The sequence below is a fragment of the Shewanella frigidimarina genome (assembly GCF_003797125.1).
In the GTDB taxonomy this organism is placed as follows: Bacteria; Pseudomonadota; Gammaproteobacteria; order Enterobacterales; family Shewanellaceae; genus Shewanella; species Shewanella frigidimarina.
This window is the reverse complement of record NZ_RKKE01000002.1, coordinates 613,304-631,542: the sequence shown is the minus strand read 5'-3', so window position 1 is coordinate 631,542 and position 18,239 is coordinate 613,304. Positions and strand designations below refer to the sequence as shown.

Here is an 18,239-nt window from a genome sequence, read left to right as displayed (position 1 = left end):
ATTACTATGAGACTATTAACCCAAGATAAATTCGTAAAAAAACTGTCTTTAGCCAATCCAATTCACTTTTTGGCATTAGGCTTTGGCAGCGGTAAAGCGGCAAAAGCACCGGGTACTTTTGGTACTTTAGCCGCTGTTCCCATCGTGCTACTCATGCAACAGTTAAGCTTAACTAATTACCTTATCATTACCTGTATTAGCATGCTCGCTGGATTCTATATTTGTGGCAAAGCAGCTAAAGATATGGGCGTACATGACCATGGTGCAATTGTATGGGACGAAGTAGTTGGCTTGATGATCACCATGATTGCAGCGCCTTTAGGTTTTATGTGGTTAGCACTTGGTTTTGTACTATTTCGCTTTTTTGATATCGTAAAACCATGGCCTATTCGCTGGCTCGATGCCAAAGTGCATGGCGGTTTTGGGATAATGATTGATGATGTATTGGCGGGAATATTTTCGTTAATCGGTGTACAACTAGCGGTCTATTATCTATAAATATTTTATCAATACCAGATTATAAGTAGCTGATTATAACAATGATTATAAACGCACCTAATACATAAAAAGAGCATATTTGTGCTCTTTTTTGTCGATAATACTTATACTTAATCAGTTGCAGCTACTTATTAGGATGATTTTGCGGTAAGTAGATTAGTCCGCAATTGCTCTAACTCTGTATTCATATTAGTTAAACGTTGTTTGTAATCTGTTCCATAAACAGTGCAGTTAAATAGTTTACCAATCGGATTGTAGCGTAACATCCATAATTGCTGAAAATAATTGTCGTTAGAACAATAATTTGGTTCTTTGAGTGTGTGCATAGAGGTCGTTGAAACCGGTTCCTTTACTAGGCTGACAATATACTCGGCCATGAGATTGTCACTGTCTGTTGGCTTAAGCAACGCATATGCTAACCATTTCTCATAAAAAGCCACGCTATCAGACTGCACTTCAATTAACATTTGTTCTGTAACGTTATGGGCAAAAAGCCATTCTCCAGAAAATATCCGTTCAAAATCACTATCAGTTAACTCGAATGATGTTTGCCAAGCTGTGACTTTGGTTACAACAGCTGCATCTGTGGTCTTAGCTAAAGTGCTAGCTAAATTAAGCTGATATTTTATCATGTTAACGGCAATCATATGATTGAGTGTTGAGCGAGATGAGTGATAAACCATATTCCAAAAATGTGCATCTTTGTTTAAAAATGCTACTGCAGCTTGTTGGTCAAGTTTGTTGTCAGATGTATCTACACTTATTATCGCAGCAAGCTGACGAACATCTCTTAACTTAAAAAGCAGACCCCAGTGAGCTTGATTATTTGGGGTTAAAGACTGTGGTTCTTCTTGCCAATAAGGCATATCTAATAATGTATTATATTGTTGTATATTGGCTTTATGAGCGCCAATAACATTTCTAATACTATCGCTATTATCGCTAATAAATTCACTGCATATTATCAAATCCGTTTGATAACAAGCGGTTTTAAAATTGTCAGTTAACTCAACTTCTTGCTCGCTGAAGCTGATTAATGGTTTTTTATCATTTGTTTTATCATCTCCTATTGTGCCTACGATAGTAATTGCATACTCATAGCCATTTTCGCTAGGATCTATAGGTTGCTGTTTTAGCCAGTTTTCAACTAAAAGAGTGTTAGGTGACTTTGTTCTGTCTGTTGCATTAATGGCCACTAAACAGACAACGGTAAATACCAGTAAGCTACATATTAGCCCGACAAAAATACCCAAGCCCTTTATTACTTTCATCATTATGATTTATCCGTAAATCTATTTAACTTTACGTTAACATATTGATTTACTTTTTATAAGTGCATAACGATTATTGCAACAGCTCACGGGCATTAGCCAAGGTATTTTCTGTAATGACATCACCACCTAATAAGCGCGCAAGTTCATTCACCCGTTGATCTTTATCTAGGGTCTGCATGGTCGTTTCGGTGTTGCCACCTTTATTAAATTTATTCACAAACATATGTTGATGGCCATTACCCGCAACTTGCGGCAAATGGGTGACACATAACACTTGAGTCGACTCACCAAGGCTACGTAACATACGACCGACTACCGATGCCGTTGGTCCAGAAATACCCACATCAACTTCATCGAATATGAGTGTTGGAGTGGCGACTTTTTTAGCTGTGATCACTTGAATCCCTAATCCAATACGCGATAACTCACCGCCAGAGGCTACTTTAGAAATCGGTTGTAATGGTTGCCCAGGGTTAGTGGTAACCATAAATTCAATGCTATCGCAGCCATTAACTGAAATGTTGTCCGGATTATGATTAATCTGAATGGTAAATTTACCCTTAGGCATATTGAGCTCATGGATAGACTGAGTGACTAGCTTGTCTAATTCTTTGGCATAACGACTACGACTTTGACTCAGTTTTTGTGCATTGGTTAAATAGGCATTTCTGGTGGTTTCAAGTTGTTGTCTTATACCATCTAATTTAGTTTCATCGTCAGCAAGTTCGGTTAATTCATTCATCAATGCTTGATGATGTAGCGCCAACTTATCTGCACTCACATGATGCTTACGCGCCAATTGCATTGCCGTTGAAAGGCGTTTTTCTAAATAGGCAAAATGTTCTGGGTCAAGTTCTAAACTGCTTAAATAACTTTCAATTTCGCTAGCGCTTTCTTGTACTTGAATTAACGCATCGCTAATCATAGTACTAATAGGCGCAAGGGATTCATCATAACCTTGAAGCGTATCAGCAATACTGGCCACTTTATTAAGCAGAGATTCTATATTGCCTTCATCACTTTCGGTCAATAAGTGTAACCCTGCTTGGCAACGTTCAATTAAATCTGTGCCATTGGCTAAGCGTTTGTGTTCTTGTTCAATTTCATCAAATTCTTCCAAGCCTAAGTTAAACTCATTAAGCTCTTCTACTTGATATTGCAGTAGCTGTTGACGAGAAATGCGTTCGTGCTGAGCTTGCTCAAGATGCTTTAGCTCATTTTCCACTTGTTTGCAGCGTTGATAGCTAGCGCTAACGCTATCAAGCAGTATTTTGTGGTTAGCATAGTGGTCGAGTAGGTTTAATTGATGCTCGCTTTTAAGCATTGCGTGATGTGCATGTTGACCGTGAACACCAATCAATAGTTGACCGATGGCTTTTAATTGCGTCACAGGCACAGGATTACCATTTATGTAGGCTCTTGAGCGTCCATCACTGTTAATGGTTCGACGCAATATACACTCATCTTCAGCATCAAGATCGCTATCTTCAAGCCAGCGTTTGGCTAAAGGAACATCATGAAGGGTAAATCGTGCACTTACTTCAGTTTTGTTGGCTCCAGGCCTGACAGTGTTGGCATCACTTCGATTACCAAGACATAATCCAAGCGCATCGATAGCAATCGATTTACCTGCACCTGTTTCGCCGGTGATGCTTGTCATACCGGCTTTAAAGTCGAGTTCTAAAAAGCGCACTATAGCAAAGTTGTTGATGCTGAGTTGGCAAAGCATAATGAATTCCTGTCAATGAAACTACCAAACCACTGTATTGATAAACAGTATATACTGATTTTATATACAGTAAAGTGGTTGAGCAATAATTATCGTTGACTATTTTATCATCTAGGTTTGATTGATCATTAAGCAATGGATTTTAAGAGTGTTTCTATTATTGGCAAGCTGATAAAAGTGATTAATGTGCCATATAAAATGCCTTGGGCGCTGACGTTGGCGTTAATTTGGTAGCGGTCGGCTAAAAGATACACACTTGCTGCCGTTGGTAACGCTGCTAAAATAACTCCCATGGTCAGTAATTCCTTTTCTACGCCGAACAGTTTGAGTAATCCAAAGGCGATTAATGGTTGAATAATTAACTTGAGTAAATTGATTAAATTCAGTTCCGCAATCAAACCAATACTGAACATCTTTGTGTCAGATTGATGTCGTAACGCTTTGGCAAGTACCATTCCTATGGCAAACAGTGCACATGGGCTAGAGGTATTTCCCACCTGGTGTAACATTAAGGCCAGACTATCCGGTAAGGTAATATGCAGTGCTGATAAACCAATGCCAATAACACTGCCAACCACGATGGGGTTTTTATACAGGGCATTAGCCATGATGACGATGGCATGGTCGGTTGATTGTTTATCACGGCTGGCTAGCTCAATTGATACTAAAGCAAAAGCAAACATGAACACCGACAACAAGCTGGCAATCGCTGCAGCGACTAATGCCATTTTATGACCTGGGAATAATAAACTCAGCAATGGAATACCAATAAATGCGGTATTACCAAAGGTAGCGTTTAATGCGCGCATTGCCGCAACGGCTTGCTTCTTAGGTGTGCTAAGTAGTGATACAACAATCACTAAGGCGTAAGTAATGACCATCGCTAGGCTAAACCCACCGATAAAGCCCCATTGAATAATGTCTTCAATGCGCGTTTCAGCTAGCACAATCAGTAATATTGCGGGGAAAGCAATGTAATAGACAAACTGATTGAGGATCAAATCGGTGTCTGCTGGCAACAGTCGCATTTTTTGAACAATACTGCCGAGCAGCATAATAATAAATACAGCGATTAGCGGGGTAAGAATACTGGACATCCCTCGCAATTCCTTAGCAAAATGATAATAAGATCACTTTACTGCTTTTCGATAGGCAGATGCAATTAGGCTAAAGTTAAACGAGTGATTATTTGTCAGATTTTAAGGCTAAATTCGCCTTTGATATTTTCGGAGGGGGTAATATTCCCAGTTCAGAAAAAAAATGCACTTGCCTTCTTAATTCAAATAACGAACCTACTCGTACTTGATTACCAATTACTAGTGTCCAGTCATCAGTTTTACCATTGGCGTTACTGAAAGTGAAACCTTGATAAAAAATTCTTCTCATTGCACGAGACTCAATAAAAAGCCTGAATAATTTCAGGCTAAATGATGTTGATTGACATTAATCGATTTGTTCTACAAGTTCGAACTACAGGCTAATACCAATATTAGACACACCAGCTTCGATAATATCCTTACGCAAACCTTTAACCAGTTCGCTGGTTATGTCTGGATTGGCTTCGATAATGTCGAGTAACATGCCTTGTAATTCTTTTTCTTGTTCCATTACTGGATGCGAAAAAACAAACTCATCGAGTTCTTCATCCATTAATGATTCATCACTAATAGCTTCAATATAATTGGCGACGGTGCTTGATGATAACTTACTGATGTTAGTAATATCTTCTTCTATTTTTCCATCTATCGCACCCATTAAGGTGGCGATGGCAACAGCCGCATCCATGGCAGGATAAGCACCATAGGCTTCAAAGTCGCTAGGATCAGGGGTGTTTTCATCGAGGCGCTGTAAATGCACATCAATATTGAACTTAAGCTTTTTGTCATATTGGCTTTGCCATAATAACTCTAGTGCAGTACCTAATACCTGCGGTTGGCCAAATTCACATACTTCAGAAAATAATTGATAGTTTGGGAGCATTCTTTGACACAGTGCGAGTGCAAAAAGCTGCTTCTGAGGTAACGACAATGCCTTTAGGCGTTTAAAAAAACCGGTTTTACTGGTCATGGGGAACATCCACTGATAGCTGGTTTATCACTTGATTTGCAGCTGATTCTACCTTAGTTAACTCATCAAGTAACTCTAGTATTTCAGGTTCTAGGTCATCGATGTCAATTTTATGCTTTAATGCTGACTCAATATCCCGGCACAGCTTTTGTGTGGTCGGTACGCCGCAATAACATGTTGCGCCATGAAGTTTATGCACTGCCTGCAATAGTGTCTCTGCATCTCTGGCTATTAATGCCTTATCGATAGTAGCGGTTGTTTCAGGTAATGAATTAACCAACATCTTTAACATATCTAAGGCTAAATCGGTTTTCTGGTTTGCTTGGGTTAAGCATAAATCCCAATTGAGAACATGAGTATCAAAATGGGTAAATTGGGGTTTAATTATCCAGCGGCTAATGACGCTTTTTAGTGATAATTCATCAATCGGTTTAGGCAAGAAACCATCCATACCGCTAGCCAAAATATTCTCACGCTCTTCGGCTATAGCATGTGCCGTTACTGCAATAATCGGCGTATTACGGTTTAGTGATTCTGAACGTATTTGCTGGGTTGCGGTTATGCCGTCGGTTCCTGGCATTTGAATATCCATGAAGATTAAATCAAATGGTTGTTTTTTAGCTTGTTGAATCGCATCCGCGCCATTGTTAACGGTCACCACATTGTCGACTAATTCTTTGAGCAAAGTATCAATTAACTTTAGATTGGCCATGTTGTCGTCAACGGCCAATACTGATGCATTGAGGCGTTGTGTTACATCGAGATTTATCTGCTCAGGTAAACTCACAAAAGTAGAAGGTACTGGCGGATATATTAAATGATGCGCTAGGGTAAAATCGCTCACCGGGGTGCTGAGCAACACATCAGCGTTGACTTTTAGCACATTGATTATCATGTCTTGGTCTAAGCAGTCATGCAACAAAATCAGGCAGTCGGTATGTTGTTTGGCTTGTTGTAATAAATGGATAAAAGACGCATTGTCGGCAAAACCATGACAGCTCATGATGATGTAATCAAATTTGCTGTTTTTAGTTTGTAACACTGAGGTAAGATTTTCTGGATTAGCAACATTAGTGATAATTAATTGCCATGACACCAAGCGGCGATTTAATGTATCGCGGGTTAATTCCCGTGGTTCATACAATAAGACTGATTTGTGCAGCAACGCATCAACCGGCAACACTTCGCCAATTTCAAATTGACTGATCCCAAGCGGCAGAATAAACCAGAAATTTGAGCCTTTATTAGGGGCAGAGGTGAAGCCTATCTGGCCACCCATTTGATTGATTAAGCGTTTAGTAATCACTAAGCCCAATCCTGTGCCACCAAAGCGGCGTGAAATGGATGAGTCGGCTTGACCAAATGCTTGGAATAAATATTCTTGCTGACTCTCATCAATACCAATACCGGTGTCAATAACTTCGCAGCGCAGGGTAATGTTATCTTCGTCCTGACCCACTAAGTGTATTTTGAGTATGACACTGCCTTTGTCGGTAAATTTGATAGCGTTACCAACTAAGTTAGTAATAATCTGGCTGACTCTCATCGCGTCGCCACTGACACTTTCTGGCACATTAGCATCAATGTCGATAACCAGTTCTAGGCCTTTCTCTTGCGCACTACCTGCAATAATAGTCAGGGTTTCAGTTAGCGTTTCTCGCAGTGCAAAAGGCATTTTTTCTAATATCATTTTACCGGCTTCCAGTTTAGAGAAGTCGAGAATATCGTTAATAATACCCAGTAGGTTACTGGCACTGCGTTCAATGGTTTTTATGTAATCGAGCTGGCTAGTATGCAGTGGTGTTTTTAATAACTGTCGTGCAAATCCGATGACACCATTGAGTGGCGTTCGTAACTCGTGCGACATGTTGGCTAAGAACTCTGATTTAATCCGACTCGCTTCAAGCGCGCGTTTTTTGGCAATATCGAGCTCAACGTTTTGAATTTCAATCTGCTCGAGGGTTTCACGTAAATCAGAGGTCGCTTGATCAATATTTTGCTGCATTTCATCGTGGTATTCAGACAATGAGCCAGCCATTGCGTTGATCCCTCGTTTAAGCAGATCCAGTTCACCAATCAAGTTGCCTTCTAGGCGAGTATCGAGTTTACCTTCACGAATTTTGGCTACCACTCGCACCATTTCAGTAATGGGGTAGTTCACGTGCTTGACTAAGCGGAAGGTAAAAAATAGGTTAAATTGCACCCCGATTAATACGATAATAAACGCGGCTATAGCTGCTCGATGTTGTTCGAGTAGGGCGTTTTCTTTATTTAGTAATACTGATATATAGCCTAAAATTCGCTCTTGTTGATTATTGTAAATAGGCGTAACGACGCCATTGGCAGAAGTATTATTATTGATATCACCGTTACTTTGGCGATTTATACTGGCAACATGTTTTGGTTCTAACCCTGTATGGGATATTATTGGCACACGAATGACCAAGGTATCGCCAATTGTTTCATGTTCTGTGCCGATTAAGTTTGCCAACGTTTGTTTGTAACGCATAGTTTCAAAATCTTTGTGGTAGTGCGAAGTGACAAAGAGTTGGTTTTCGGCATCAAAAACAGCAATAGATAGGATCAGGGATGCATTGTTTATTTGCGAGGCGGCGAGTAAAAGTTTAGTTGATTCACGATCTTGAGTGATAATGCCAAATTCGCTAGCAATGGCTAATGGCTCAACAATGTTGCTGCCTTTTTCAATTAAGGTTTGTTCCAATTCATAAAAGCGGTTTATCGTGAAATAACTTCCAAGTAGAATACCTACTACAATCGTGGGCGCTAACGCAAGTACCAGAACCCAAGAGCGTAGGCTGTATTTGGTCATATTGTTGGCACTTTTCATGGCTGTTAGGTATATCCCTGTTACTAAATCGCTGTTATTCCGTCTAGACTGCCAGATATGGCGCACTCTTGACTAGTTTTTTATTCAATACCTGAGGCCGAAATGGCACAATTTTTCCAAGCAAAACCGAACAAATCTAAGCAATTATCAGCAAAGTTAAGCCTCAGTGTCACTCAACTTGACCATTTAGGTGCAGGTATAGCGCAACATCAAGGCAAAATAGTGTTTATTCCGGGAGTGTTACCGGGAGAGACCGCTACGGTGCAATTTGTCGAACAAAAGAAAAGCTACGCTAAAGCCAAGCTCATCTCTATTGAGTCTGCATCGGTTAATCGAATCAAACCTCATTGTCCACATTATCAACAATGTGGCGGTTGTGATTTGCAGCACATGGACACTAATGCACAACGCGAGCATAAACAAACTGCTTTGGTTGATCTCATCAGCAAGTTGTCGAGTGCTAAAGCTATTGATGCTGATATTGTCGCTGACCCTATAGCGGGTGAGGCGTGGCATTATAGACGACGCGCAAGATTGGCCACATTATTTGATAAAAATACTCAGCGGTTACAACTTGGGTTTCGCGCAGGAAATAGCAATAAAATTGTTTCTATTCAACAGTGCCCTGTGTTATCTGAGTCATTGTCCGCTTTAATTACCCCATTAGCGGCTAATTTAAATCAACTTAAAGCTAAGGCCAGTTTAGGGCATGTTGAACTCACCCAAGCTGATAACGGTAAATTTGCGGTATTAAGAGTGACTAAAGTGTTGCCAGCATCTGATATTCGTTGGTTAACGGGGTTTGCCGAAAAGCACCAACTTAACTTGTTATTGCAAGATGATGCTGGTCAATTAACCCAATTGTTTCCCTTGCTGCCAGCTGGTGATGAAGCTGTCGCGTTACCTTATTATCATCTTGCACAGGAGGCTGTTCGTTGTTCATTCACTCCTGGTAATTTTGTCCAAGTTAATGGTGCTATTAATCAGGCCATGGTCGATCAAGCCATCGAATGGTTAGACCCTCAACCAGGTGAACGTATTTTAGATCTATTCTGTGGTGTGGGTAATTTCAGTTTACCGTTGGCATTAAAGGCTGCAGAAGTCATTGGTGTTGAAGGTGTGCCTGAGATGGTGCAACAAGCCAAGCAAAACGCTGTCGACAACCAATTGGATAATGTGACTTTCTATCATGCGGATTTAAGTGCTGATCTATCGGCACAAACATGGTTAGGCAAAATTGATAAACTGTTGCTGGACCCTGCTCGAGCCGGTGCTTTTGAAAGTTTACAATGGTTACAGAAAATGCAACCTAAAAAAGTGGTGTATGTTTCATGTAATCCGGCAAGTTTAGCACGTGACAGTAGTGTATTATTAGCCAGTGGATATCGAATTGCCCAAGTGGGATTAGTCGATATGTTTCCACAGACACATCATATTGAAGCCATGGTGTTATTTGAATTAAATATTTAAACAACGATTTTTTAGCCGCTTACGATAGGTATGCTAAAAAATTGGCCAACTGAACGCTATTGAATTGACAAAAGAATATAGCGCTTCAAGATAGGTTGTTCAGTTGGTGTTAACACCATTTATGCACACTATGCCATGTGCATATGGTTGGATGTCAGTCGGTCATGCGGCTAAGGAAGGGTTCATGGTATCTGTTCGCGAAGCACATTTTAATACGCAAGCATTCCAATTAGATGAGTGGGTCGCTCGTTATCTCGACGACAAAGATGATGCTCAGAAGTTATTGGTATTGATCCAGCAAGTTGAGGCCCTACCGGTTAAAAACAAACTGGCTCATACTGAACTGCTTGCGCGCGCTCGCGAAATGATCGAAATCTTAGCGCCGCTGAATATGGACATCGAAACGTTACAAGCCGCAGTATTATTTTTGCTATTCGATGCGGGTGTTCTCAACGAAGAGCAAATTCTAGAGCAATACGGTGAAAACCTTGCGAGGTTAGTTGCCAGTGTTGTGACCATGAATGCCATTGGCGCATTAAAAGTCAGTCAAAACTCGCGCGATGCCGAACCGCAAATAGATAACATTCGAAAAATGTTATTAGCCATGGTTGAAGATGTTCGCGCCGTAGTGATCAAATTAGCCGAACGTGTATGCTTACTGCGTGCGGTCAAAAACGCCGATGAAGAAACTCGGGTGTTATTAGCACGTGAAATTGCTGATATTTATGCGCCACTCGCTAACCGTTTGGGCATTGGTCAATTAAAGTGGGAACTTGAAGATATTTCTTTTCGCTACTTGCATCCAACCGTTTATAAAGACATTGCTAAACAGCTTGATGGTAAGCGTGTCGACCGAGAAGTGTTTATCGACAAGTTTGTCACCCAGTTACAGCAACGTTTAGATAGCGATGATATTCGCGCCAAAGTGTACGGTCGCCCAAAACACATTTACAGTATTTGGCGAAAAATGAAGGGCAAAGATCTCAAGTTTGATGAGCTTTTTGACGTTCGTGCAGTGCGTATTGTCACCGAAAGATTACAAGATTGCTATGGCGCGTTAGGGGTTGTACATGACCTTTGGCACCATATTCCGCGTGAGTTTGACGATTACGTAGCAAATCCAAAACCGAACGGCTATCAATCTATTCATACAGTAGTCGTAGGTCCTGAAGGCAAAACAGTAGAAATTCAAATTCGTACTGAGGCGATGCATCAAGATTCTGAGCTTGGAGTTGCCGCGCACTGGAAATACAAAGAAGGTGCCAGTAATACCAAACAAACGGGTTACGAAGAAAAAATTAACTGGTTACGTAAAATTTTACAGTGGCAAGAAGATGTCGCTGAAAGTGGTAATTTGGTTGACGAAGTCCGCAGCCAAGTATTTGAAGACCGAGTCTATGTATTTACCCCAAGTGGTGAAGTCGTTGACTTACCTTTAGGCTCAACTGTGCTCGACTTTGCTTATTATATTCACTCTCAAGTGGGTCATAAATGTATTGGTGCAAAAGTCGACGGCCGTATTGTGCCATTCACGTACCAAGTTGAAACGGGTGAGCGCATTGAGATTATCACTTCAAAAACGCCTAACCCAAAGCGTGACTGGCTCAATCTTAATTTAGGTTATATCAAGTCGTCACGTTCGCGTTCAAAAATTCAACATTGGTTTAAGCAACAAGACCGCGATAAAAATATTGCCGCGGGTAAAGAGATGCTTGAGTCTGAATTAGCCCGAGTGGGTCTTAAAGTTAAAGATGCGGCAGTGGCGGTAGAGCGCTTTAATTTAAACTCTATGGATGACATGCTGGCGGCTATCGGTGGCGGCGATTTACGCTTAAATCAAGTGGTTAATTTTACCGATACCAAAATTCGCAAAGTAGAAGACACTGACGAAAACTTACTTGAAGACATTATAAAGAAAGCATCGCATAAGCCTAAAAAGTCGAGTAAAGGCCAAGTCGAAGTTAATGGCGTTGGTAATTTAATGAGCCACATTGCGCGTTGTTGCCAACCCGTTCCCGGCGATGAAATATTTGGTTATATTACTATGGGGCGGGGAATTTCTGTGCACCGTAGTGATTGCGAGCAAGTGAAAGAATTAATGCGTGCCCACCCAGAACGCAGTGTCGATGTGATTTGGGGTGAAAACTACTCTGGTGGTTATCGTATTCGCGTTAGAGTACTTGCCCATGATCGCAGTGGCTTATTACGAGATTTAACCACAGTGCTAGCGGCAGAGAAATCCAATGTGATGGCCATGAGTTCATCTTCTGATGTTAAAAGCCAAACGGCCACCGTAGAGCTTGAACTTGAATTGTATAATTTAGATGGCTTATCACGGATTCTCGGTAAACTGTCGCTTGTTGATGGTGTGATTGAGTCGCGCCGATTATAACGTAATTAACATCATGGACTTATCGAGAAGGCATCTACTTGTTAGGTGCCTTTTTCATTAGATTTTATCTTTACAAGAGAGGACCGTTTCTGTGGCAGATATTCAATCGTTACTGACCATCATGCAGCAATTGCGCAACCCCGAGTCTGGTTGTCCTTGGGATCAAGCGCAGGATTTTGCCAGTATTGTGCCCTTTACCTTAGAAGAAGCTTATGAGGTTGTTGATACTATTGAGCGACAAGCATGGGAAGAGTTACCTGATGAACTGGGCGACTTATTGTTTCAGATAGTGTTTTATTGCCAATTAGGGCAAGAGCAAGGTAAGTTCGATTTTTCTACGGTAGTAGCGCGAATTAGCGATAAGCTTATTCGCCGTCATCCACATGTATTTGCTCAGCCAGAAAACAACGTTGTTGGTGCCATTACCAATACTCACGATTTAAGCCAAGCGTGGGATTCGTTAAAAGCCAATGAACGTCAGCAAAAACAACTGCACTCAGCGTTAGATGATATCCCTCAAGCATTACCAGCGTTATCTAGAGCACGAAAAATTCAACATCGAGTGGCTAAAGTTGGCTTTGATTGGGGCGAGCTTGAGCCTGTTGTTGCCAAAATACATGAAGAAATCGATGAAGTACTGGTAGAAGTTAATCTACGACATAAAGACCCTGATTTTTATCAGCCGAGAATTGTTGATGAAATGGGCGATTTATTGTTTGCTGTAGTGAACCTTGCCCGTCATTTAAACGTTGATCCTGAACAAGCACTACGTCAAGCCAATCATAAATTTGAACGCAGATTTAGAGGGGTTGAGCAATGCGTAGACAATAGTGGAAAACCGATACAACAGCATAGCCTGGAAGAATTAGACCACTACTGGAATGTAGTAAAACAACACGAAAACATAAATTAAGCTAAAATTAGCGCGTTTAAGTTTGTCGAAACGAGGTGGCTTTGCTATAATATCGCCCCGTCCTAGTGCTTTCTTACAAGCACGTTTTTTCCAACACATTTTCTCAGGTTCAGCATGACTACAAGGTATATCTTCGTTACTGGTGGCGTTGTTTCATCACTAGGTAAAGGCATTGCAGCAGCTTCGCTCGCGGCAATTTTAGAGGCGCGTGGCCTCAATGTAACCATTATGAAACTTGACCCCTATATTAACGTCGATCCGGGTACCATGAGCCCAACTCAGCACGGTGAAGTTTTCGTGACTGAAGATGGTGCAGAAACCGATCTCGATTTAGGTCATTACGAACGTTTCATTCGAACCAAAATGAATCGTCGCAATAACTTTACTACTGGCCGTATTTACGAAGAAGTCATTAGTAAAGAACGTCGTGGTGATTATTTAGGCGCAACCATTCAGGTTATTCCACACATTACTAACGCGATCAAAGAAAAAGTGTTAGCTGGTGGTGAAGGCCATGATGTGGCGATTGTCGAAATTGGTGGCACGGTAGGTGACATTGAATCATTGCCGTTTCTTGAATCTATTCGTCAATTAGGTTCTGAGCTAGGACGCGAACGTACACTATTTATGCATTTAACCTTAGTGCCATTCTTAGGCGCTGCTGGTGAAATTAAAACCAAACCGACTCAACACTCTGTTAAAGAGTTGCGTTCAATTGGTATTGCGCCGGATGTATTAGTTTGTCGTGGCGACCGTGCAATTCCTGCCAATGAAAAAGCTAAAATTTCACTATTCTGTAACGTAGAAGAACGTGCGGTTATTTCATTAAAAGACGTTGATAGCATCTACAAAATCCCTGCGTTATTACGCTCACAAGGATTAGATGATTTAGTCATTAAACGTTTTAATTTAACGTGTAACGAAGCTGATTTGTCTGAGTGGGAAAACGTTATTTACCAAGAAGCCAATCCAAATGGTGAAGTCACTATTGGTATGGTCGGTAAGTACATTGAACTTCCTGATGCATACAAGTCGGTGAATGAAGCATTAAAGCATGCAGGCTTAAAAAACCGTGTGACAGTGAACATTAAGTACATTGATTCACAAACAGTTGAAGCTAAAGGCGAAGAAGTGTTGCAAGGTCTAGATGGTATTTTAGTACCTGGCGGCTTTGGCGAACGTGGCGTAGAAGGTAAGATTTTTGCTGCTAAATTTGCTCGTGAAAACAATCTTCCGTACTTTGGTATCTGTTTAGGTATGCAGGTAGCATTAATTGAATTTGCTCGTCATGTAGCAGGTTTAGAAGGTGCGCACTCAACTGAGTTTAATCCACAGACACCTTATCCAGTAGTGGGTTTAATTACTGAGTGGATTAATGAAGAAGGGGATGTTGAGACGCGTCATGAGTCTTCAGATTTAGGTGGCACTATGCGTTTAGGCGCTCAGCTATGTCATTTAAAAGAAGGCACAAAAGCGGCAATAGCCTATGATTCTGCTACTTGTGTTGAACGTCATCGTCACCGTTACGAAGTGAATAACAACTACATTGAACGCCTAGAGAAGGCCGGTTTAGTGTTTAGTGGTTTGTCATCTGATCGTAAACTGATCGAGATGATTGAATTACCAAATCACCCATGGTTTGTTGCGAGTCAATTCCACCCGGAATTCACCTCAACCCCACGCGACGGTCATGCATTGTTTGAAGGGTTTATAGCCGCTTCTTATGCGTATCAAAAACGCGATATCGATTAATGAACCAGCCGCTAATGTATCCATTAGCGGCTTTTTTATTCAAGATACTTGCGTTAGATCATATAATCGCACTGATGACGTGTAACAGCAGTGAAAACTAAGTTGATGCAAAGTCTAATTCGATTTATCCTAAGCATTAATCGATTTAAAATTACTAAACTGAAAGTTATATACCAATAAATCTGCTTTTTTAAGTCTGTTATGTATTTTTATTGGTATTAACTTTTTATTTCTTTTAATTTTTTAATTTACTTACACAAAGTACGAGGGAATTATGGCTAACATCATTAAAGTGATTGGTCGCGAGATTATGGATTCGCGCGGTAACCCAACAGTAGAAGCTGAAGTGCATTTAGAAGGCGGTTTTATTGGTATGGCTGCGGCACCATCTGGCGCATCAACCGGTAGTCGCGAAGCATTAGAGCTGCGTGATGGCGACAAAGCACGTTACTTAGGTAAAGGTGTTCTTAAAGCGGTTGCTGCTGTTAATGGCCCAATTGCTGAAGCACTTAAAGGCAAAGATGCATTGGCTCAAGCTGAACTTGACCAAATCATGATTGACTTAGATGGTACCGAAAACAAAGCAAAGTTTGGCGCTAACGCCATTCTTGCTGTTTCTCTAGCAGTTGCAAAAGCTGCCGCTGCTGCTAAACACGTCCCTTTATATGCTCACATTGCTGATCTAAACGGTACACCAGGTGTTTACTCTATGCCTCTTCCAATGATGAACATCATCAATGGTGGCGAGCACGCCGATAACAGCGTTGATATTCAAGAGTTTATGATCCAACCTGTTGGCGCTAAAACTTTCCGTGAAGGCCTACGTATGGGCGCGGAAGTATTCCACAGCCTTGCTAAAGTACTTAAAGCTGACGGTCACTCAACTGCGGTTGGTGATGAAGGTGGTTTTGCTCCAAACCTAGCATCTAACGAAGCTGCACTTGCAGCAATCAAAGTTGCTGTTGCCAACGCAGGTTACGAGCTAGGTAAAGATATCACGTTAGCGATGGATTGTGCTGCTTCTGAATTTTACGACAAAGAAGCCAACATCTACGATCTTAAAGGTGAAGGCAAGAAGTTTACTTCTGAAGAATTTAACTTCTTCTTACAAGGTCTTACTGAACGCTACCCAATCGTTTCTATCGAAGATGGTCTGGACGAGTCTGACTGGGATGGTTTTGCTCACCAAACTAAACTAATGGGCGATAAAATCCAATTAGTGGGTGACGATCTATTCGTAACAAACACTAAAATTCTTAAGCGTGGTATCGACAACGGCATCGCTAACTCTATTTTGATTAAATTCAACCAAATCGGTACCTTAACCGAAACTTTGGCTGCAATTAAAATGGCCAAAGATGCAGGTTTTACTGTTGTTATTTCTCACCGTAGTGGCGAGACAGAAGATTCAACGATTGCTGATTTAGCTGTTGGTACAGCGGCAGGTCAAATCAAAACCGGTTCACTAAGCCGTAGTGACCGTGTTGCTAAGTACAACCAATTGCTACGTATAGAAGAAGCTCTAGGTTCAAAAGCACCATATAACGGTCTTAAAGAAGTTAAAGGCCAAGGATAATATTTTTGCTTTAGCTTAAAAAGGCCACCACTCGGTGGCCTTTTTTGTTGTACTATAACGGACATATTTTCTAAGGATTACTTCGACATAAGTTAATATTATGAAGCAACTAATATTTTTACTGATTTGTTTATTGTCACTTTTACAGTACCGGCTTTGGTTGGGCGATAACAATTTGTCTGAATATGTCTTATTGCAAACCCAAATAGCAGGCCAAGAACAAAGTAACGGCAAGCTTGTCGCTCGAAATCAAATTCTTAAAGAAGAGATTATCGATTTAAAACGTGGCACAGAAGCCATTGAAGAGCGTGCCCGTAACGAGTTAGGTATGGTTAAAGAAGGTGAAACTTTTTATCGGGTCGTTGGCAGTGAACTACGTGAACGGAACCAATTTAATCGTTAACATTGAGTTGCACAGCAGGTTTAACCCTTAATCATATTACTTTAAATATTGGTGCTGCATATATGTCAAACAATCCTCGCTCCATTATTGCAATTGTGCCTGCTGCAGGCATTGGCAGTCGCATGGGGGCAGACAAACCTAAGCAATATTTAATGCTTGGCCAACAAAGCATTCTTGGCCATACATTAGATACGTTATTAGCTCATCCTGATATAGATCAGGTCATTGTTGCATTGCATCCACAAGACAACTATTTCAACCAATTACCACAATCACAACATCCTAAATTAACCCAAGTTGTTGGTGGTGGAGAGCGTGCTGATTCTGTTTTAGCAGCATTAGATTATGCGCACAACTATAATCCAGGGGCGTGGGCTCTCGTTCATGATGCCGCAAGACCTTGTGTAACTCACCAAGATATCACCCAATTGATTGAGTCTGTCGCCATTCATCCACAAGGTGCCATTCTTGCTGCACCCGTTCGTGACACCATGAAGCGCAGTGACGCCAGTGGGCTTATTGTTCATACTGTTGACCGCTCGTTGCTATGGCATGCATTAACGCCGCAATTTTTCCCAGTCTCGATTTTACGTACTCATTTATCGGCTGCATTAGCAGCGCAGGTACCTATTACCGATGAAGCCAGTGCCATGGAATGGGCTGGGGTTATGCCGGGGTTGGTTAATGGCCGAATGGATAATATCAAAGTGACTCATCCAGATGATTTACAATTGGCTGCTCTGTTTATGTCACAACAATAGTTAACTGAAATAGCCGCACTCGTTAATATCAGCTCTAAGCAAGTTAAGATAAGGTTTTTAAATGAATATTCGTATCGGTCATGGTTTTGATGTACATAAATTTGGCGGTGATAGCCCACTGGTTTTAGGTGGTGTTACTGTTCCTTATGACAGTGGACTGATTGCCCATTCTGACGGCGATGTGGTACTGCATGCCATTAGTGATGCGATATTAGGAGCGATGGCGTTAGGTGATATAGGTAAACACTTTCCTGATACTGATGCTAATTTTGCCGGTGCCGATAGTCGAGTGCTATTAAAACACTGTTATCAACTTGCACTGCAAAAGCAGTTTGTTTTAGGCAATCTTGATGTCACTATTATTGCTCAAGCACCTAAAATGGCGCCACACATTGAAGCAATACGTCAGTGCTTAAGTGCTGACTTACAAACAGATATCGATAATATTAATGTTAAAGCGACAACAACCGAAAATCTCGGTTTTACTGGACGTAAAGAAGGCATTGCTGTTGAAGCTGTTGTGTTGATGAAGAGCCAATAACCTAAAAAATAAAGA

15 protein-coding genes are annotated in these 18,239 nt (G+C 41.1%); 9 read left to right on the top strand and 6 right to left on the bottom strand.

Annotated elements, in window-relative coordinates; all coding sequences use genetic code 11:
* Positions 1 to 6: 6 nt before the first annotated feature.
* A complete protein-coding gene (locus EGC86_RS07715) occupies positions 7 to 498 on the top strand; it encodes a phosphatidylglycerophosphatase A family protein (protein ID WP_011636515.1) in 492 nt (163 codons plus the stop codon).
* A gap of 131 nt (positions 499 to 629) precedes the next feature.
* Here the strand turns inward: EGC86_RS07715 and EGC86_RS07710 are convergent, their stop codons facing one another.
* The 6 genes from EGC86_RS07710 to barA all read right to left on the bottom strand — a co-directional run bounded on the left by EGC86_RS07710 (position 630) and on the right by barA (position 8,416).
* Positions 630 to 1,694, bottom strand: a complete 1,065-nt coding sequence (locus EGC86_RS07710) for a hypothetical protein (RefSeq protein WP_123777142.1) — start codon at positions 1,692 to 1,694, stop codon at positions 630 to 632.
* Positions 1,695 to 1,842: 148 nt separating this feature from the next.
* The gene (gene recN / locus EGC86_RS07705; RefSeq protein ID WP_123777141.1) at positions 1,843 to 3,501 is read right to left on the bottom strand and encodes a DNA repair protein RecN; all 1,659 of its coding nucleotides are present in this window, start codon (positions 3,499 to 3,501) and stop codon (positions 1,843 to 1,845) included.
* Positions 3,502 to 3,629: 128 nt separating this feature from the next.
* A complete protein-coding gene (locus EGC86_RS07700; protein ID WP_059746435.1) occupies positions 3,630 to 4,598 on the bottom strand; it encodes an AEC family transporter in 969 nt (322 codons plus the stop codon).
* Between the two features lie 88 nt (positions 4,599 to 4,686).
* Entirely contained in the window at positions 4,687 to 4,887 is a 201-nt protein-coding gene (locus tag EGC86_RS07695) for a DUF3319 domain-containing protein (protein ID WP_011636519.1), read from the bottom strand.
* Positions 4,888 to 4,971: 84 nt separating this feature from the next.
* Positions 4,972 to 5,568: a YjaG family protein gene (locus tag EGC86_RS07690; RefSeq protein WP_123777140.1), complete on the bottom strand. Its 597-nt coding sequence runs from the start codon at positions 5,566 to 5,568 to the stop codon at positions 4,972 to 4,974.
* Positions 5,558 to 8,416, bottom strand: coding sequence for a two-component sensor histidine kinase BarA (gene barA / locus EGC86_RS07685; RefSeq protein WP_123777139.1), 2,859 nt, complete (start codon positions 8,414 to 8,416; stop codon positions 5,558 to 5,560). Before barA ends, EGC86_RS07690 begins: the two co-directional genes overlap by 11 nt.
* A 102-nt stretch (positions 8,417 to 8,518) precedes the next feature.
* On the opposite strand from barA, the gene rlmD reads away from it, so the two are divergent.
* The 8 genes from rlmD (at position 8,519) to ispF (ending at position 18,224) form a co-directional block, all read left to right on the top strand.
* Positions 8,519 to 9,886 carry a 23S rRNA (uracil(1939)-C(5))-methyltransferase RlmD gene (rlmD, locus tag EGC86_RS07680; RefSeq protein ID WP_123777138.1) on the top strand — a complete coding sequence of 456 codons (1,368 nt, stop codon included), beginning with the start codon at positions 8,519 to 8,521 and terminating at the stop codon, positions 9,884 to 9,886.
* Positions 9,887 to 10,070: 184 nt separating this feature from the next.
* Positions 10,071 to 12,278, top strand: a complete 2,208-nt coding sequence (relA, locus tag EGC86_RS07675; RefSeq protein WP_059746431.1) for a GTP diphosphokinase — start codon at positions 10,071 to 10,073, stop codon at positions 12,276 to 12,278.
* Positions 12,279 to 12,339: 61 nt separating this feature from the next.
* Positions 12,340 to 13,191, top strand: coding sequence for a nucleoside triphosphate pyrophosphohydrolase (gene mazG, locus EGC86_RS07670; RefSeq protein WP_165872392.1), 852 nt, complete (start codon positions 12,340 to 12,342; stop codon positions 13,189 to 13,191).
* A 114-nt stretch (positions 13,192 to 13,305) separates the two neighbouring features.
* Complete coding sequence (locus tag EGC86_RS07665; RefSeq protein ID WP_102036125.1) at positions 13,306 to 14,943, top strand: CTP synthase; 1,638 nt, start codon at positions 13,306 to 13,308, stop codon at positions 14,941 to 14,943.
* A 274-nt stretch (positions 14,944 to 15,217) separates the two neighbouring features.
* A complete protein-coding gene (gene eno, locus EGC86_RS07660) occupies positions 15,218 to 16,519 on the top strand; it encodes a phosphopyruvate hydratase (RefSeq protein ID WP_101085635.1) in 1,302 nt (433 codons plus the stop codon).
* Between the two features lie 100 nt (positions 16,520 to 16,619).
* Positions 16,620 to 16,922 carry a cell division protein FtsB gene (gene ftsB, locus EGC86_RS07655; RefSeq protein WP_102036124.1) on the top strand — a complete coding sequence of 101 codons (303 nt, stop codon included), beginning with the start codon at positions 16,620 to 16,622 and terminating at the stop codon, positions 16,920 to 16,922.
* A gap of 62 nt (positions 16,923 to 16,984) precedes the next feature.
* Entirely contained in the window at positions 16,985 to 17,683 is a 699-nt protein-coding gene (ispD, locus tag EGC86_RS07650; protein ID WP_123777136.1) for a 2-C-methyl-D-erythritol 4-phosphate cytidylyltransferase, read from the top strand.
* A 61-nt stretch (positions 17,684 to 17,744) separates the two neighbouring features.
* Complete coding sequence (gene ispF / locus EGC86_RS07645; RefSeq protein WP_011636529.1) at positions 17,745 to 18,224, top strand: 2-C-methyl-D-erythritol 2,4-cyclodiphosphate synthase; 480 nt, start codon at positions 17,745 to 17,747, stop codon at positions 18,222 to 18,224.
* The last annotated feature ends 15 nt before the right edge of the window (positions 18,225 to 18,239 follow it).

What these genes read in the sequence shown, in the direction of transcription:
- EGC86_RS07715 (WP_011636515.1), top strand. Translation starts at nt 7, where the DNA reads ATGAGACTATTAACCCAAGATAAATTCGTAAAAAAACTGTCTTTAGCC.
- recN (WP_123777141.1), bottom strand. Translation starts at nt 3,501, where the DNA reads ATGCTTTGCCAACTCAGCATCAACAACTTTGCTATAGTGCGCTTTTTA.
- EGC86_RS07700 (WP_059746435.1), bottom strand. Translation starts at nt 4,598, where the DNA reads ATGTCCAGTATTCTTACCCCGCTAATCGCTGTATTTATTATTATGCTG.
- EGC86_RS07695 (WP_011636519.1), bottom strand. Translation starts at nt 4,887, where the DNA reads ATGAGAAGAATTTTTTATCAAGGTTTCACTTTCAGTAACGCCAATGGT.
- EGC86_RS07690 (WP_123777140.1), bottom strand. Translation starts at nt 5,568, where the DNA reads ATGACCAGTAAAACCGGTTTTTTTAAACGCCTAAAGGCATTGTCGTTA.
- barA (WP_123777139.1), bottom strand. Translation starts at nt 8,416, where the DNA reads ATGAAAAGTGCCAACAATATGACCAAATACAGCCTACGCTCTTGGGTT.
- rlmD (WP_123777138.1), top strand. Translation starts at nt 8,519, where the DNA reads ATGGCACAATTTTTCCAAGCAAAACCGAACAAATCTAAGCAATTATCA.
- relA (WP_059746431.1), top strand. Translation starts at nt 10,071, where the DNA reads ATGGTATCTGTTCGCGAAGCACATTTTAATACGCAAGCATTCCAATTA.
- EGC86_RS07665 (WP_102036125.1), top strand. Translation starts at nt 13,306, where the DNA reads ATGACTACAAGGTATATCTTCGTTACTGGTGGCGTTGTTTCATCACTA.
- eno (WP_101085635.1), top strand. Translation starts at nt 15,218, where the DNA reads ATGGCTAACATCATTAAAGTGATTGGTCGCGAGATTATGGATTCGCGC.
- ftsB (WP_102036124.1), top strand. Translation starts at nt 16,620, where the DNA reads ATGAAGCAACTAATATTTTTACTGATTTGTTTATTGTCACTTTTACAG.
- ispD (WP_123777136.1), top strand. Translation starts at nt 16,985, where the DNA reads ATGTCAAACAATCCTCGCTCCATTATTGCAATTGTGCCTGCTGCAGGC.
- ispF (WP_011636529.1), top strand. Translation starts at nt 17,745, where the DNA reads ATGAATATTCGTATCGGTCATGGTTTTGATGTACATAAATTTGGCGGT.